This window comes from Phaeobacter cretensis, assembly GCF_047372505.1.
Classification (GTDB): Bacteria; Pseudomonadota; Alphaproteobacteria; order Rhodobacterales; family Rhodobacteraceae; genus Phaeobacter; species Phaeobacter cretensis.
On record NZ_JBKBEU010000001.1, the window covers coordinates 1,218,919 to 1,234,982 of the forward strand.

At 57.6% G+C, this 16,064-nt stretch carries 12 protein-coding genes; 7 read left to right on the top strand and 5 right to left on the bottom strand.

What is annotated here, in order from left to right; translation table 11 throughout:
• Positions 1–3: 3 nt before the first annotated feature.
• Entirely contained in the window at positions 4–687 is a 684-nt protein-coding gene (gene aqpZ, locus ACEWZM_RS05840) for an aquaporin Z (protein ID WP_414005544.1), read from the top strand.
• Between the two features lie 60 nt (positions 688–747).
• Here the strand turns inward: aqpZ and ACEWZM_RS05845 are convergent, their stop codons facing one another.
• The 3 genes from ACEWZM_RS05845 to ACEWZM_RS05855 all read right to left on the bottom strand — a co-directional run bounded on the left by ACEWZM_RS05845 (position 748) and on the right by ACEWZM_RS05855 (position 5,320).
• The gene (locus ACEWZM_RS05845; protein WP_414005545.1) at positions 748–2,151 is read right to left on the bottom strand and encodes an FAD-binding oxidoreductase; all 1,404 of its coding nucleotides are present in this window, start codon (positions 2,149–2,151) and stop codon (positions 748–750) included.
• 137 nt (positions 2,152–2,288) lie between these two features.
• Positions 2,289–4,091: a gamma-glutamyltransferase gene (gene ggt / locus ACEWZM_RS05850; protein WP_414005546.1), complete on the bottom strand. Its 1,803-nt coding sequence runs from the start codon at positions 4,089–4,091 to the stop codon at positions 2,289–2,291.
• Between the two features lie 242 nt (positions 4,092–4,333).
• Positions 4,334–5,320: a 2-hydroxyacid dehydrogenase gene (locus ACEWZM_RS05855; RefSeq protein WP_414005547.1), complete on the bottom strand. Its 987-nt coding sequence runs from the start codon at positions 5,318–5,320 to the stop codon at positions 4,334–4,336.
• Between the two features lie 270 nt (positions 5,321–5,590).
• Here ACEWZM_RS05855 and ACEWZM_RS05860 point away from each other — a divergent pair, with 270 nt between their 5' ends.
• A complete protein-coding gene (locus ACEWZM_RS05860; RefSeq protein WP_414007970.1) occupies positions 5,591–6,076 on the top strand; it encodes an SH3 domain-containing protein in 486 nt (161 codons plus the stop codon).
• A gap of 32 nt (positions 6,077–6,108) precedes the next feature.
• On the opposite strand, the gene ACEWZM_RS05865 is transcribed toward ACEWZM_RS05860, so the two are convergent.
• Complete coding sequence (locus ACEWZM_RS05865; protein ID WP_414005548.1) at positions 6,109–8,739, bottom strand: AAA family ATPase; 2,631 nt, start codon at positions 8,737–8,739, stop codon at positions 6,109–6,111.
• Positions 8,736–9,869, bottom strand: a complete 1,134-nt coding sequence (locus ACEWZM_RS05870; RefSeq protein WP_414005549.1) for a metallophosphoesterase family protein — start codon at positions 9,867–9,869, stop codon at positions 8,736–8,738. The genes ACEWZM_RS05865 and ACEWZM_RS05870 overlap by 4 nt, the downstream gene beginning before the upstream one ends.
• 206 nt (positions 9,870–10,075) lie before the next feature.
• Between ACEWZM_RS05870 and ACEWZM_RS05875 the strand changes: the two genes are divergently transcribed.
• From ACEWZM_RS05875 to ACEWZM_RS05895, 5 genes are all read left to right on the top strand, one after another.
• Positions 10,076–10,741 (top strand): GntR family transcriptional regulator, encoded by a 666-nt coding sequence (locus ACEWZM_RS05875; protein ID WP_414005550.1) that lies wholly within the window; start codon positions 10,076–10,078, stop codon positions 10,739–10,741.
• A gap of 100 nt (positions 10,742–10,841) precedes the next feature.
• On the top strand, positions 10,842–11,861 hold the full coding sequence (locus tag ACEWZM_RS05880; RefSeq protein WP_414005551.1) for an ABC transporter substrate-binding protein: 1,020 nt from the start codon (positions 10,842–10,844) through the stop codon (positions 11,859–11,861).
• A 54-nt stretch (positions 11,862–11,915) separates the two neighbouring features.
• A complete protein-coding gene (locus ACEWZM_RS05885; protein ID WP_414005552.1) occupies positions 11,916–12,683 on the top strand; it encodes an ABC transporter ATP-binding protein in 768 nt (255 codons plus the stop codon).
• Positions 12,684–12,690: 7 nt separating this feature from the next.
• On the top strand, positions 12,691–13,527 hold the full coding sequence (locus ACEWZM_RS05890) for an ABC transporter permease (RefSeq protein WP_414007971.1): 837 nt from the start codon (positions 12,691–12,693) through the stop codon (positions 13,525–13,527).
• Between the two features lie 316 nt (positions 13,528–13,843).
• Positions 13,844–16,060 carry an NADP-dependent isocitrate dehydrogenase gene (locus tag ACEWZM_RS05895; protein ID WP_414007972.1) on the top strand — a complete coding sequence of 739 codons (2,217 nt, stop codon included), beginning with the start codon at positions 13,844–13,846 and terminating at the stop codon, positions 16,058–16,060.
• The last annotated feature ends 4 nt before the right edge of the window (positions 16,061–16,064 follow it).

The window sequence follows — 16,064 nt, forward strand, 5'->3', positions numbered from 1 at the left end:
CCAATGAAAAAAGAAGTTGCCGAGTTTCTGGGGACATTCACGCTTGTTTTGTTCGGATGCGGATCTGCGGTCATAGCAGGGGCAGATATCGGGCTAACGGGTATCAGCTTTGCCTTTGGGTTGGCTTTAATCGGGATGGCTTATGGGATCGGGCCGGTGTCCGGCTGCCATATCAACCCGGCCGTTTCGCTGGGCATGGTGGTTGCAGGCCGGATGCAGATGCCTGAAGCGATACGATACATCATTTCACAAATCGCCGGAGCGATTGCGGCCGCACTGGTGCTTCTGGTCATTGCCAGCGGCAAGGCGGACTATAATGTTGCCGTCAATGGCCTTGGGCAGAACGGCTGGGGCACCGGATATCTGGGGGAATACAATATTCTTGCCGCCTTCGTTTTTGAAGCCGTTGCAACATTCCTGTTCATGGTTGTCATTCTTGGGTCAACCGGCAGCCGCGCGCCTACCGCTTTTGCAGGTTTGGCCATTGGGCTTACACTGGTGGTAATCCACCTTGTTGGCATCAATATAACAGGCGTTTCGGTCAACCCCGCCCGTTCTATAGGACCGGCTCTGTTTAGCGGAACAACCGCGCTGTCGCAGCTTTGGCTGTTTATTGTCGCACCAATTCTGGGGGCACTGGCGGCCGGTTTGCTGTTCAAATCCGGCATGTTCGAGACACAAGACTAACGGCTATCTTAAGACACCATGGCCGCCGGTGCCGTGGTGTTCCTGCACCAGAAAGGCCAACTACATTTCCAGGATTTTGCCCGGGTTCATGATGTTTTCAGGATCCAACGCAGCTTTGATAGCTGCCATATAGCGAGTGGTCTCGCCAAGTTCCCGTTTCAGATAGGGGCGTTTTCCTTGGCCGATACCATGCTCTCCGGTGCAGGTTCCGTCCATTTCAATGGCCAGTTCATTCAGCCAGGCCATATAAATATCGGCCTTTTCACGCTCGTCTACGCTTTCCATATCGATCAACAGTAGCGCATGGAAATTGCCATCCCCGACGTGACCCACCATTGGTGCCAACAGACCCATATCTTCTGCCTTTGCGCGTGCTGAGCTGACGCATTCAGCAAGTCGCGAAATAGGCACGCAAACATCAGTGGATATCCCTTTGGCATCAGTACGCAATTGCAGGCAGGCCCAATACATATCGTGGCGCGCCTGCCAAAGCGCATTGCGCTCTTCTGCGGTGGAGGTCGCGGCGATATCAAAGCCGCCGAAATCCTCGGCGATCTGGGCAAAGGTGTCCGCCTGTTCGACCACGCCCGCCTCTGAACCATGGAATTCTAGCAACAAAAGCGGCATTTCCGGCAGGCTCAGACTGGAGTATGCGTTAGCTGCCTGCACACTAAGCGTATCGAGCATTTCAATGCGAGCAACCTGGATGCCATATTGAATGGTCATCATAACTGCACGACAGGCATCATCGACGCTGCGAAAGGCGCAGCGGGCGGAGCGGATCGCCTCAGGGATGCCTTGCAAGCGCAGGGTCAGCTCGGTGATCAAACCAAGGGTTCCCTCTGATCCAACTAAAAGGCGCGTCATGTCGTACCCCGCCGAGGATTTCTTGGCCCGCTGTGCGGTGCGGATCACGCCGCCATCGGCCATCACGGCCTCAAGTGCCAGTACGTTGTCCTTCATTGTACCGTAACGCACCGCATTGGTGCCAGAGGCCCGTGTGGCGGCCATGCCGCCAAGCGAAGCGTTCGCACCGGGATCGATGGGGAAAAATAGGCCTTGGTCACGCAAGTATGTGTTGAGCTGTTCACGTGTCACACCCGGTTGAACCACCACATCGAGGTCCTCCGCATGTACCGTAAGGATCTTGTCCATCCGCATCATGTCGACGCAGATACCGCCTGCGGGCGCGTTCACATGGCCCTCCAGAGAGGTCCCAGTGCCAAAAGGGATCACCGGGACACCATAGTCAGCACAGACTTTCACAATCTCCGCGACCTCTTCAGTAGAGGTGGGAAAGACAACCGCGTCTGGTGCCTGATTAGCAATCCAAGTGGTGGTATGCCCATGCTGCTCGCGGATCGCTTGACCGGTTTGCAGCTGCTCGCCGAGACGCTGCTTCAACACATCAATGGCGGCTTTGATACCAGCTTCGTTGCGCGGCAATGTTGTGGCTTGCACCATGACGGAGATCCTTAGCGAACAGAGAAGACGTTGACGCGTCAACCTATCCGCGATGAAGCAAGCGCAGCAATACCCATTACCCACTAGTCGGTACAATAGAGACAGCCCGGCCGAGTGGATGCGGCCGGGCTTCAGCTTTAGTCGCCCAGCGCGATGCCTTCACGGCGAGGGTCTGCGCCACCTTTCAGGCTCTTGCCGATCTCGATCACATGTAAACCAGATGTCAGATCGCGAATGTTTACCTCAAACCCCATGTCAGTAAGTGGCTGTGCCATCTCTTCAGCACTGGTGCCAGCCTCGACGTCATAGGTGCCAAAACGGTTTACCGCATGTGGCAGGGCTACCGCCTGCTGTACGTCCATACCCCAGTCTGCCCAGGCGATGATGGTCTTGGCGACATAGCCGATGATACGGCTACCACCGGGAGAGCCCACTGCGAGAACCGGTTTGCCATCCTTCAGTACAATAGTCGGTGCCATGGACGACCGTGGGCGCTTACCCGGCTCCAGACGGTTGGCAATCGGCACGCCGTCACGATGGGTACGGAATGAGAAATCGGTAAGCTCGTTGTTCAACAGAAACCCAGCCGCCATCAACCGCGATCCGAAGCCGTTCTCGATCGTGGTCGTCATCGATAGCACATTGCCATATTGATCAACGATTGAAATATGCGAGGTCGACGGTAGTTCAATCGACTCATCATCGGCCAGCATCAACGCGTGATCAAACTCAGGCGTCCCTGCGCTCACTTCCGGCAGGGCGTCATCGCCGCTCAACAGGGCCGCTCGTTTGCCCAGATAGTCTTGTGCAACCAACCCCTGCGTTGGCATCGGCACAAAATCGCTATCGGCCATATAACGGCCTCGGTCGGCAAAGGCGAGGCGAGAGGCATCGCCGATTAGACGCCAAGCATCGGGATTATCTGCACCCATTTCAGCAAGGTCGTAGTTACCAAGCATACCAAGGATCTGCCCAACAGTCAGCGCCCCGGACGAAGGTGGCCCCATCCCACAGGCATCAAACGTATGGTAGGCAACGCAGACAGCCGGACGTTCCTTTACCTGATAAAGCGCCAGATCCATCGCCGACAGCACACCCGGATTGCCTTCGGCTCCGCGCACAGCGCTAGTGATCGCTTCAGCTATAGAACCAGTATAGAAACCTCGCGCTCCGTCAGCAGCTAAGTGGCGCAATGTATTGGCATAGGCTGGGTTCTTTAGGGTCGCGCCCACAGCCAGTGGAGTGCCATCAGGCAGGAAGTAGTCTGCAGTCTCAGACCAGCGTGACAGCCGGTCGGCGTCGCCTTCGATAAGCTCGGCCAGACGCGGCGAGACCGCAAAGCCATCGTCGGCCAGATCAATGGCCGCCGTAAACAAGCTTGGCCATGATGCACGCCCCCAACGGCGATGCGCCGCTTCGAGCAAAGCAGGAGTACCCGGCGTGCCAACGGAGAGCCCGCCAACAACTGCATCGTAAAACTTCAGCGGCTCACCTGCATCGTTCTGAAACAATTTAGGCGTGGCGGCCAGAGGTGCGGTTTCGCGGCCATCCAATGTCGTTACCTCACCGGTCGCGGCATCGTACCAGACCAAAAACGCGCCCCCGCCGAGACCAGACGACTGCGGCTCTACCAAACCCAACACTGTCTGAACTGCGACCATGGCGTCCGCCGCCGTACCACCAGCACGCAAAACCTCAGCGCCGGCGACTACAGCATGCGGGTTAGCAGCAGCAACCATCCAGTTATCTGCCTCAACTGGCGTTCCCTCAGATTTGGCTCGAATAGCTGCAGCAACCTCTTCGCTGATCGCCGCAAACCCTGCATCTGCGGTTTCTGCTGCGCCTTCCGGTGCTACGGCATCCGCAGCCTCCTGCGCCATGAGGGGAGTCGCAACCCCCAGCGCTGCGATCCAAGCTCCCGCAATCAGCTTTTTATTCATCGTCTTGCTCCTCGGTCCCATAGTGATTGTTGCCCTATGCTGACATCTCTGAGGTAACTTCGGCAATGGATCAATACCACCGTCAGCGCACAGAAGTATGTGCGATTTAGTCGTATTGACGATGGGAAAAATTACCCCCTGAAAGACCAGATTTAGGAAAATATACCTGAATTACTAGGCATTTCAGAAACAAGTTCTGATCAACGCGCCCAGATGGGAACTTTGACCTTCTCCCAAAATCGCTATAGCATGGACGGAACAACCTGGTCCGGTGGCCGATGACCATCTTCGAATGTCTTGATATTCAATAGAACTTTTTCACCCATCTCGAGACGCCCCTCAAGCGTGGCGGACCCCATATGAGGCAGCAGAACGACATTTTCCAATTCGCGCAAACGCGGATTGATATCAATGCCATGCTCATAAACATCCAGACCCGCACCGGCAATTTCGCCAGCGCGCAACATCCGTGTCAGGGCGTGCTCGTCAATCACCTCGCCTCGTGATGTGTTCACCACTACCGCATCCGGTTTCATCAATTTCAGCCGCCGCGCGTTCATCAGGTGAAAGGTCGAAGGTGTGGAAGGGCAATTGACGGAGATCACATCCATACGTGCCACCATCTGGTCAAGGCTCTCCCAATAAGTAGCCTCGTATCGGTCTTCGACCTCCGGACGCAGGCGGCGGCGGTTGTGGTAGTGAACTTGCATGCCAAAGGCCCCCGCCCGTTTGGCAACAGCCTGGCCAATGCTGCCCATACCGAGAACACCAAGCCGCCGTCCCGCCAGACGCCCACCCAACAGTGCGGTGGGGGACCATCCCTCCCAGTCACCTTTTTGCATAATAGAGAGACCTTCAGGGATTCTGCGCACCACGGCCATAATCAGCGCCATTGCCATATCGGCAGTGTCATCTGTGAGTACTCCGGGGGTATTCGAGACCAAAATTCCGCGCTGACGAGCAGTCGCCACGTCAATGTGATCCACCCCTGCGCCGTAATTGGCGATCAGTTTCAGTTGGTCACCGGCCTGCGCAAGCAGTGCAGCATCGACGGTATCCGTAACCGTCGGCACCAGCACATCGGCGTCCTTTAAGGCCACGGACAATTCCGCGCGAGTCATAGGCGTGTCGTCCTCACGGAGACACACATCGAACAACTCGCTCAACCGGGTTTCTACCGGCTCCGGCAACCGTCGCGTAACGACAACACTCAGACGTTCTTTTGCCACTGCTGCTCTCCCTCGGCTTTGCAATTTCTCTGGCCTCGTGGCATCGTGGCGCAGGACGCGGGCAGGTACAAGAACCCATCCTGCCCTCCGGCCCATCTGATACGGCTTTCTTTTCAGACCTGTCGGCACCCGGCATCAGATCAGGGGCAGATCAGCAGAAACGCAAAGCTTCTGGATCGGTTTTGACAGGCGACAGTTAGCGACAAAAGAAGCGAGCAGGCAGTGAACATTTCGGCATTTCATCTGCGGTCCTACCTGGCCGCGGTCAGCATGATCTTGATCGGATTGATCGGGGCGGTCATACCCGCTCCCGGCCATGCGAGAGATGAGCGCGGGCCAGTGACGAACCTACCACTACCACGGTTCGTGTCGATGAAGGCCGCTGAGGGCAACGTAAGACGCGGGCCGTCTCTTACCCACAAAATTGACTGGGTGTTCAAACGGCGCGGCATGCCATTGGAAATCACTGCTGAATATGGCCACTGGCGCCGGGTTCGTGACCGCGATGGCGCTAGCGGTTGGGTACATTATGCACTGCTGTCAGGCGCACGCACCGTGTTGGTCGAAGAAGACATGTTGACGGTTCATGCCCGTCCAGACACAGGCGCGCCGGTGACTGCCGCTTTTGAGCTGGGTGTCGTAGCGCGGCTGGGCACATGCGATGCCAGCTGGTGTTCGATATCAGCAGGCGGCTATCGTGGTTGGGCACCCAAAGAAAAGCTATGGGGCGTGACACCGGATGAACTGCGCGACTGAAGCCCAATATCATCTAGCCACGTTGATCCCTATCAACGCCTAACTGAGGCGGGGCGGATCGCTATACTGGTTCCGCCAAGATCGCGAAAGCTTTTCTGGTGACAGGAAAACACCAAGATCTGCAAATCATTGGCCTGTAGCGTCAACGCGTCAAACAGTGCCTCAATGCGAGCATCGTCGGTATAGGCGAGTGCATCATCCAGGATGACAGGAATACCGCGCCCGGACTTGGCCAGAAGCCGAGCAAACGCCAGCCGCACCATCAATGCCAGTTGTTCTTGTGTGCCTCCCGAGAGTTGGCTCAGCTGTTCCTCTGCAACGCCGCGCGCCAGCTGACTGGGCAGCACACTGTCAGCATCGATCTGCAACTGCGCCTCGGGCCAGAGCCTGCGCAACAGTGGCGTCAGCTCCGCCATCAAGGGCCCCAGATATTGTGCCTGTTCGCCCTCTTGTGCAACTTGCAGCGCCTGATCCAAACGGCGCAAGGTTGCGACCTCAAACAGCAATGTCTGCTGCAGGGCTTCTGCAACCTCCAATTGGTCGATCACCTCGGCCAGCTCTTCCTCCACCGCGTGACTGGCGTGGGCACTAATTCGAGCATCCAATACAGCCAAATCTTGCGCCAAAGCTTGCAAGCGAGCCTGCGCCGCCTCCACCACTGAACGAGCACGCTGACAAGAAGCCTGAGCCTGGTCAAGATCCGGAGCTGTAGCCGTCAAGCGGGTATCGTCAGCACGAGCCTCCGCGACAGCCTGTTCAAGGGCTGACATTCCCGCTCGGAGCGTCTCCAGTTCAGCGGAGGCAACTTCTGCATCTCCCAGTGCCTGGACGGCTCGCGACAATGCAACCTCGACGGCTTCGGCATTGGCGAGAGAAATATGCGCGCTTTTCTGGGCAGCGGCCTCCTCTGTGCGGCATTTGACCAGCAGTGCCTCCGCTTCAGTCTGAGAGGTCTCCGCGTTGGCCAAGGCGACCTCCAGCGAGGCACGATCTGGCCGAATGACAGGTTGCCGCTCAATCTGCCCGTCGGCCATTTCCTCAGCTGCATCAGGTAAGCTGGCAATCGCCGTAACCAGTGCGTCTCGACCATCACGGGCCAACGCTCGTTGGGTGGCCTCACCCTCTTTCAAGCGCATTACAGCGGCAAGGCGTGCTTGATGCGACGCTCGCGCCAAATCCAGAGTGTCGAACCCAAGCGCATCCAACGCAGCCCTTAAGCCCGCCTCTGCTCCTAACAACGCCTCGGCATCATCGCTGTGCCCCGGGCGCAGGGTGACATTTGCGAGGCCTGGGATCATCAGTGTGCCACCGTCTGCCAACGAAACTTCGGCCCCATCTGCCAAGGTTTCACCGTTAAATAGTAGCTGCATTTCTGCCTCAGGCAGATACGCGACGCTCAGGGCGGCCGCCGAAACTGCGCGAGCGTGGCGCGCCAAACTAACTAACTGTGCCAACTCCTCAAGCTGTTCTAAGGCACTGGCATCGAGACCTTGCTTGGCCTGCTGCCGATCCGCAGCAATCTCTACCTGAAGCGCATCAAACTGCGCCAGCCGTTCTACTAACTCACGGCGGTGCAATTCTGCCTGTTCGGAAGCCTCTAAACGCAATGCGGTGGCAACAGCCTTGCGCGCCGAAGATACGGCGGCACGGGCAGCTTTGGCTTCCATCTCCGCCGTATTCAATTGCTGCGCGGCCTGCTCAGCGATAGTGGCCGCTGTTGCGCGCCGCTCAACCGCTTGCTGCTGTTCTTTGGTTGTGCGGGCGTAATCAGCCAAACGAGCGGCTTGTGTGTCGATACGCGCCATCTGACCATCACGACGCGATATTGCCAAATCCAATGCTCGACCCGCCTTTTCGCATTGCTCGCGGTGGCGTTGCGCCACAGTCAGCGCTTTTTCAGCACGGACCAACCGGGATTGGCGCGCTTCGACTTCGTTCAAAGCGGACAGCTCGTCCCGTTCTCGGCGCAGGGATTGCCGCTGATCAAGCAATTGGCGAAGTTCTGTGATCTGGGCCACTAGGATATCACGCCGTTCAACCAGCTCCACTACACGGGCCTCAGACTCTGCAAGCGGACCACCCTTCCGCGCGCCACGGCTGGTCACAAGGCGATCAAGATCTACGCGCAGCCGACGGCGCAAACCGTCAATCTGCGGCCCTCCGGTGACCGCCTCTACCTCACCGCTGAGCGACGACATCAAGTCGCGGCGCGACACAAGCGTGTCCTTAGCATCAGAGAAATCCGTTAGCCCCTGTCGCACCCAAAGCATTCCAACAGGTCCCTCTTTAGGAGGCGCAATGAGACTACCCAGAAAAGCCTCGGCAGCATCCGCCTGATGCACCAACGCGCCATTACGCCAGACCCGTGCGAACCCTTTCCCCGATGCTTTGGTAAAGGTCTTAGCGATGCGGTATTCGCTGCCCTGATAGCTCAGCTCAACCTCCACCTCGGGATCTCCGCCTGCATAAGGCGCTAAGGCTCGCACCTCCTTGTCCCAGGATTTCGCATCCTTGAAGAAAAGCGCATGCAGCGCATCAAAAACGGTGGACTTCCCGTGTTCATTCGGCGCGCTCAGCACATTTAGACCGGAACCGATACCAGTGATTTCTACCGGATCGCCAAAACGGCGCACGTTGGTCAGTCGGATGGCGGTAAGCTTCATTCCGCACCCTCTCCCAGCACCGCATACAGCCTGTTCAGAGCCGCAACAGCAATCTCGCGATCGTCCTGAGCGAGAGCGCTATTCTGGCTCTCCGCCATCAGAATTTCCGCCGCCACGCGCAGAGTGCCTCCGGTCGCAATCTGGTCCAGATCCTCAACCCTGTGCTCGATCCGCAGCGCCGCTTCATCTAGGCTAAGATGGCAAAAAGCCGGTGCCTGTTCCGCAACCAGGCGCGTAAGCTCTAGATGTTGCGCGGCAGTAACCCACCCCCTCGCACGGATACGGATCAGGCAATCAGGCCAGTCATCCCGATCTGATGGCAGGGCCTGTGTTAAAGTGGTCGAAACATCCTGACCCGGTGCCAGCTCCAGTGGCAGATCCTGCCAATAATACTGCCCAACCTCGATCTGACGCAGCTGTGGCAGCTCGCCCGGCCCAGGCAAATCTACCAACAGACACAGACCCCGGCCTGAATGCTTGAAGCGGTCACGCTCCGGCGTCCCCGAATAACGGCTACGCTTGTTCAGGGTGAAGTCCCCATGCCAGTCGCCCAGCGCCAGATAATCCAGCCTTGCGGTGCTGGCGCGGTTGGGCGCTATTGTCTCGGCCCCGTTCTGGTCACGGTCGAAATCCAGCACAGCGCCATGGGCCAAACCGATACGCAGATGCCCTTCGGGGCTTTCTGTATCATCCATCCAGCGCGTGCTATCCTGCCCTGCAAAGCGGTGCTGGCAGGGCGCTGGTAGAAGTGTTGCCCCCGGTGCGATCTGAACAGCCTCCGGCTGCAGCAGCAAATGCACGTTGTCCGGCGCATGGCGCGCCATTTCAGCCCAAAGCGGCTCCGCCGCACCGCTGTCATGATTGCCAGGAATGACCCACCACTTCACGGGATCTGCTGCTGCCATTGCCGCAAGCGCCTGACGGATCACACGCGCGGACGGTGTTTCCGTGTCAAACAGGTCTCCTGCAATCAGCACATGGCCTGCGCCCTCCTGCGCGGCGACCTGCGCCAACCGAGATAAAATACCCTGACGGGCCTGTTGCAGTGCTGCACGGGTCTCTTCGTCGAACTGACCGAAACGCTTGCCCAGATGCAGATCAGAGGTGTGCAACAAGCGCAGGCTGGTCATGCGGGACAGAATCCTTTGGATGGGCGGTGATTGACTGCAGTCACTCGCAAGGTGGATTGCAGAAGTGACAGAGCCAAGCCGGGGCGTCAACGCTGTCCACATATGCGCAGTAGACGCAGTACATTTTTCATCAGTCGGCACCGGATTGACAGACTGCGGCACTTGCCGCAAAAATATTGGAGATTTCGGAAAATATGGATTGATATATGTTTGGTCGCGGCCAAGGCGCAGACGACGACACCGTAGTGGCTATGCTCGCTGCAGCGCTGCGTCGGGATATCTCCTTTGGCGTGTTGCCACCGGACCAAAAGCTGAAGATCGAAGCCCTGCGCCAAACCTATGGCGGCTCAAATCACTCCATGCGCGAAACCCTGCGGATGCTCAGCGCTGAGGGTCTGGTGGAAGCTACCGCCCAGCGCGGATTTCGTGTGACCTCCGCGACCGAAGGTGATCTGCGCGACATTCTGTTGATGCGACTGCAGGTGGAACAACTGGGTCTCCGGATGGCATTGGAACATGGAGATGTTCAGTGGGAGGGCCGGGTTTTGGCAGCGCATCACGCATTGCGGCGCACTGAAGAGGCATTGGCCAGGGGTATAAGCGATGCCTTAGCGCTGGATTGGGATATGGCTTGCCGTACCTTCGCCTCGGTGCTGGTAGAGGCGGCACAATCACCCCGACTGTCGCATATGCAGCTTAAGTTCTACGACCAGTCACGCCGGTTTCGGCTAGCCCTGCTCCGCGAAGGACGTTTGGATTTTGCCCTGCGCGCAAAGCAGCAGCAGGTGCTGGTCGAGGCAATTCTAACTCGCAACGCCGATGCAGCACTAGCAGCGCTCAAAACCTACGTTTCTGACGACATGGGCACTTGAATTGCATCGCTGGAGATCCCTCGGCGCCCACCCAGTGCCTTTATGAAAAAATCGTCGGACGGGCGGAAGACAAAGACTCACTAAACGGAGGACATGTGAAATGACCAATTGGACACGCCGCCAAACCATTGCGGCTCTGGGTAGTATTGGCGCCGTGGCAGGGCTGGCGACACCTGCGCTGGCCAGTCGTCGCAAAATCGTGCTTGGGGCGTTACGGTTTACCAGCCATTCCGCCAGCTTCATCGCACAGGAACGCGGTTACTTTGCAGATGCCGGCCTGGATGTTGAGCTGCGTTTTTTCCAAGCTGCCGCACCAATGTCGGTGGCCATTGCATCGGGCGATTTAGACTACGCAGTAACTGCTATGTCGGGCGGTTTGATCTCTCTCGCAGATAAGGGCGCGATCAAAGTGATCGGCGGTGCATTGTCGGAAGAGCCGGGCATCGATGGGCAGAAAATCCTGGTCTCAGATGCGGCTTTCCAGGCTGGCGTCACCAGCCCCGCCGCGCTGGACGGCAAAAGCTTTGGCATGACAACGGCAGGGTCTTCGTTCCACTATATGGGGTCCCGTATGGCCCTGAAAGAAGGTGCCTCGCTGTCCTTCAAGCCACTGCAAAAAGTGGGCGCCATCATCGGTGCATTGAAATCGGGCCAGATTGACGCCTGGTCCATCGTGCCCCATATCGCCAAGCCGCTGGCCGGTTCCGGGGCGGTTCATATTATAGGCGACGTCGCAAGCTATCTGCCGAATTATCAGGTGACGACTGTCTTTACCTCTGCACGCAATGCCAGCGACGAGCAACAAATGACCAAGGATTTCCTGAGCGCCTACAGCCGCGGTGTGGCTGATTACAACGCAACGATGATAGATCGAAGCAACGGAGACTCCGGGGTCGATGAGCTGGTCGATCTAATCCATAAATATGTCTATGCAGATCGTCCTCGTGAAAAGGCTGCAAAGTCGATCATCAACGGCACCATGCGATTGAACGAAGGGGCAGCGCTGAACACCAAATCACTGGCGGATCAACTGGCCTGGTTCCAGGCTGAGAAGCTTGTGAATGCAAACATTTCGCTGCAGACGATCATCGATCCCAGCTACGTCGAAACCATCGACTGATGACGATGCCGGGGCATATCCTGCCCCGGCCTCATTTACGAGCGGAGCAATATCATGGATATTCGCCTGTCACAGGTGGGTCACGCCTATGAAGATGTAGAAGTCTTGCACGACATCACTCTGGACATTCCCAGTGGTAAAATCGTTTGCATTGTCGGTCCTTCTGGCTGTGGAAAGTCCACTTTGTTGCGATTTATCGGCGGGCTGGAACGACCAGCTCGGGGCGAGATCTTGCAGGTCGGGCAGCCCTCCAAAGATTGCCTGAACCCGCTCACTTATGTGTTTCAGGACTTTGCCCTGCTGCCCTGGCGCACGGTTCGCGGCAATATCAGCCTGGTCCTAGAGGATCACGGCATTCGTGGTGCCGCGGCTGCACGGATCATCAAGGATGTTCTGGCACGCACCAAATTGAGCGAGTTTGCAGACGCCCTTCCAAAACAGCTGTCGGGTGGAATGAAGCAGCGTGTGGCGATTGCCCGCGCTCTGGCCGTGAACCCAGCCGTGATGCTGATGGACGAGCCTTTGTCGGCGTTAGATAGCCAAACCCGTGAATTATTGATGGACGATCTCGTGGCGCTGTGGACACGCACGCCATTTACCGCCGTCTACGTGACCCACAATCTGGCTGAGGCAGTGCGACTGGGCCACCAAATCGTGGTGCTGTCACGCCGTCCCGGCAAGATCCGCGAGATCGTTCATCTGGAGACACCGCTGGCCGAACGGGCATTCGGTGACGTCGATCTTGAGCAGAAACAGAAATATCTATGGCAGCTAATGCGTGATGAGGCGCGCGCGGCAGATGCGGAGCTAATGAATGTCTGACCCGCAGATGGCAGAAGACCTACCCAAGGTCGCACCTAAGAGACCGCACCAACACGCGGCCGTACGACCGGTCCAGTTTCGCGGAGGCGGCTTTGCCCCGCGTGGCGCTCGCTGGGTGGGTATATTGATCTTTGTATTGCTGATCACCCTTGCCGAGCTGGGCTCCCGTCAGGGCTGGATTTCCAAACTCACCCTGCCCCGGCCCTACGATGTGCTTGCGACATTGACGGAGCTTTATGCCTCGGGTCTGTTGTGGACCCATGTAAGCGTTTCGTTGTCACGCCTGATCGTTGGAGCGGCCTTGGGTGCCAGTGTTGGCATCGGCGTTGGACTAATAATCGGGCTGTTCTCGTATGTGCGCGCAGGACTTGTGCCCCTTGTGGCGGCCCTATTCCCAATTCCCAAGATCGCGCTTTTGCCGCTGTTTGTCATCTGGTTCGGTATTGACGAAGCATCTAAATACGCACTGATTGCATTTGGCACCTTCACCCCCACCGTGGTGGCTACCTATGGCGCGGTGGACAATGTCGACCGCACGCTGATCCGCATGGGGCAGAGTTTTAACCTGTCGTGGCTTTCGATCGTGCGCAAAATCGTGCTGCCGGGGGCCATGCCCGGCATCCTGTCCGGGCTGCGCATCAGCCTGGCGATAGCCATCATCCTGCTGGTTGCCGCCGAAATGCTGGGCGCGGAACATGGTATTGGCGCTTATATACTTGAAGCCGGATCGCTTTACGATCTGGAGCGCCTGTTTGCTGGTGTGGCCATTTTGTCGATCTTAGGCGTGCTCGTCAGCAGCCTGATCGGATTGGTCGAGCGTCACGTGCTGCGCTGGCGCGGGTAAAGCCGCACCCAATTCAAAATGAGTCGCCAAACCGGGACAAACTGCCCGTATTGGCGGCAAAACCGCTCAATAAACTCAAAAGCGCGGCAATCTGCACCCTACAAAGACGATGCCGGCAATTGCGCCCGCGCGCGACCTGATTTACACGGGGGCCATATGAATGGCTGTTGTCCTTGCGGGCTGCCGGTTTGTCAGGCCAAATCTGACCACTATGACCGCCTGCCGCATCCTCACTGGACTGCAGCAACCCGTCCATCTGGTGCAGCAACGACCGCTCACCCAAGTTTCCGATATCGCTGAAAAAAGGTTGTGGAATATGGCAGAAAATTCGACCCCCGACATTTTGTATACCATCGTAGACGAAGCCCCTGAGTTGGCCAGCGCCTCTCTGTTGCCAATCATCCGCAGCTTTGCGGATGCGGCGGGCGTCTCTGTCGGGACCAAGGACATCTCGCTGGCAGGCCGCATTCTTGCGACCTTCCCAGAAACGTTGAGTGACGCACAGCGTCAGAGCAATGATCTGGCGGAACTGGGCCAGCTGGTAAAAACGCCAGAAGCCAATGTCATCAAGCTGCCGAATATCTCGGCCTCTGTGCCCCAACTGACGGATGCGATTGCCGAACTGCAGGAGCAGGGTTTTGGCATTCCCGACTATCCGGCAGATCCCACCACCGATGCGGAAAAAGAAACTCGCGCGCGCTACGACACCATCAAAGGTTCCGCCGTGAACCCGGTACTGCGCGAAGGTAACTCCGACCGGCGCGCCGCGCGCGCGGTTAAGAACTTTGCCCAGAAAAACCCGCACTCGATGGGCAAATGGTCCGCCGACAGCAAGACCAAAGTATCTTCAATGCCTGGCAATGATTTCTACGCCAACGAAGTGTCGGCCACCATTTCTGCCGCTCAGGCCGGTGATGCGAAGATCGAATTTGTAGCCAAGGATGGCACAGTCAGCGCGTTGAAAGACTGCTGGCCGCTGGAAGAAGGCACCGTAGCCGATGCGACCTTCATGTCCGCAAAGGCTCTGTCGTCCTTCCTGATGGGTGCCATTGAAGATACCAAATCCGACGGCACCATGTTCTCGCTGCACATGAAAGCCACCATGATGAAGGTCTCTGACCCAATCATCTTTGGTCACGCGGTAAAAGCATGGCTTGGTCCGGTTTGGAATAAATTTGGTGCTGAAATCGAAGCTGCCGGTGGCTCTGCCAACTCCGGTCTCGGCGCGGTCCTTGCAACCATCGACGGCCTTCCCAATGCCGATGCGATCAAATCCGAGATCGCCGCACTTGAGCGCCCCTCCATGTATATGGTCGACAGCGACAAGGGCATCACCAACCTGCATGTGCCGTCTGATGTGATCATCGACGCCTCCATGCCGGCCGTAATCCGTGCGGGTGGCAAAGGCTGGGACGAAGCAGGCAACAAGGGCGACACCAACTGCGTCATACCTGACCGCTGCTATTCCACCGTCTACGACGAAAGCATCAATTTCTTCAAAGCCAATGGTGCGCTGGATGTGACCACCGCCGGCTCCGTCGCCAACGTCGGCCTGATGGCGCAGAAGGCTGAGGAATACGGCTCGCATCCAACCACCTTCGAAGCGCCTGCGGATGGTACCATCCGCATCGTTTTGGCCAATGGTGACACGCTGCATTCGCATGACATTGAAGCTGGCGATATCTGGCGTTCTTGCACCGTGAAAAAGGCACCGATTGAGAACTGGATCCAGCTTGCAATGGACCGTCAGCGTCTGACCGGCTCCGAGGCAATCTTCTGGCTGGATGCAAACCGCGCCCATGACGCCGAGCTGATCAAATACGTGCAGCCCGTGCTGGACGCGGCTGGCGTGGCCGACAAATTCCAGACCATGGCACCGCGCGAAGCGACTGGACAATCGTTACAGACAATCACCGCAGGCAAGGACAGTATCGCGATCACCGGCAACGTGCTGCGCGACTACCTCACCGACCTGTTCCCGATCCTGGAATTGGGCACATCGGCCAAAATGCTGTCGATTGTGAAATTGATGAACGGCGGCGGTTTGTTTGAAACAGGTGCAGGTGGGTCTGCGCCCAAGCACGTTCAGCAGCTTGTTGAGGAAAACCACCTGCGTTGGGACTCCATGGGCGAGTTCTGCGCGCTCGGTGAGAGCCTGAACTTCCTTGCAGACAGCAAGGGTAACGCCAAGGCAGGCGTGCTAGGTGCCGCGGCTGAGGCCGCGACGCAGGGTATTCTGGATCACAACCGGTCACCCAGCCGCAAAGTTGGTGAGCCTGATAACCGCGCCAGCCACTATTGGTTTGCCAGGTATTGGGCAGAGGCCCTGTCGGCACAGAGCGATGACACTGAACTGGCGGCTCATTTTGCACCTATCGCAGCTGATCTGGCCGCCAAAGAAGAGGCGATCCTGTCTGAACTGGCAGCGGTCCAGGGCAAAACAGCAGATCTGGGTGGCTACTTCCATGCCGACCCGGTGAAAACCGCTGCTGTAATGCGCCCAAGCGCCACGCTGAACGGCATCATCGGCTAATTGC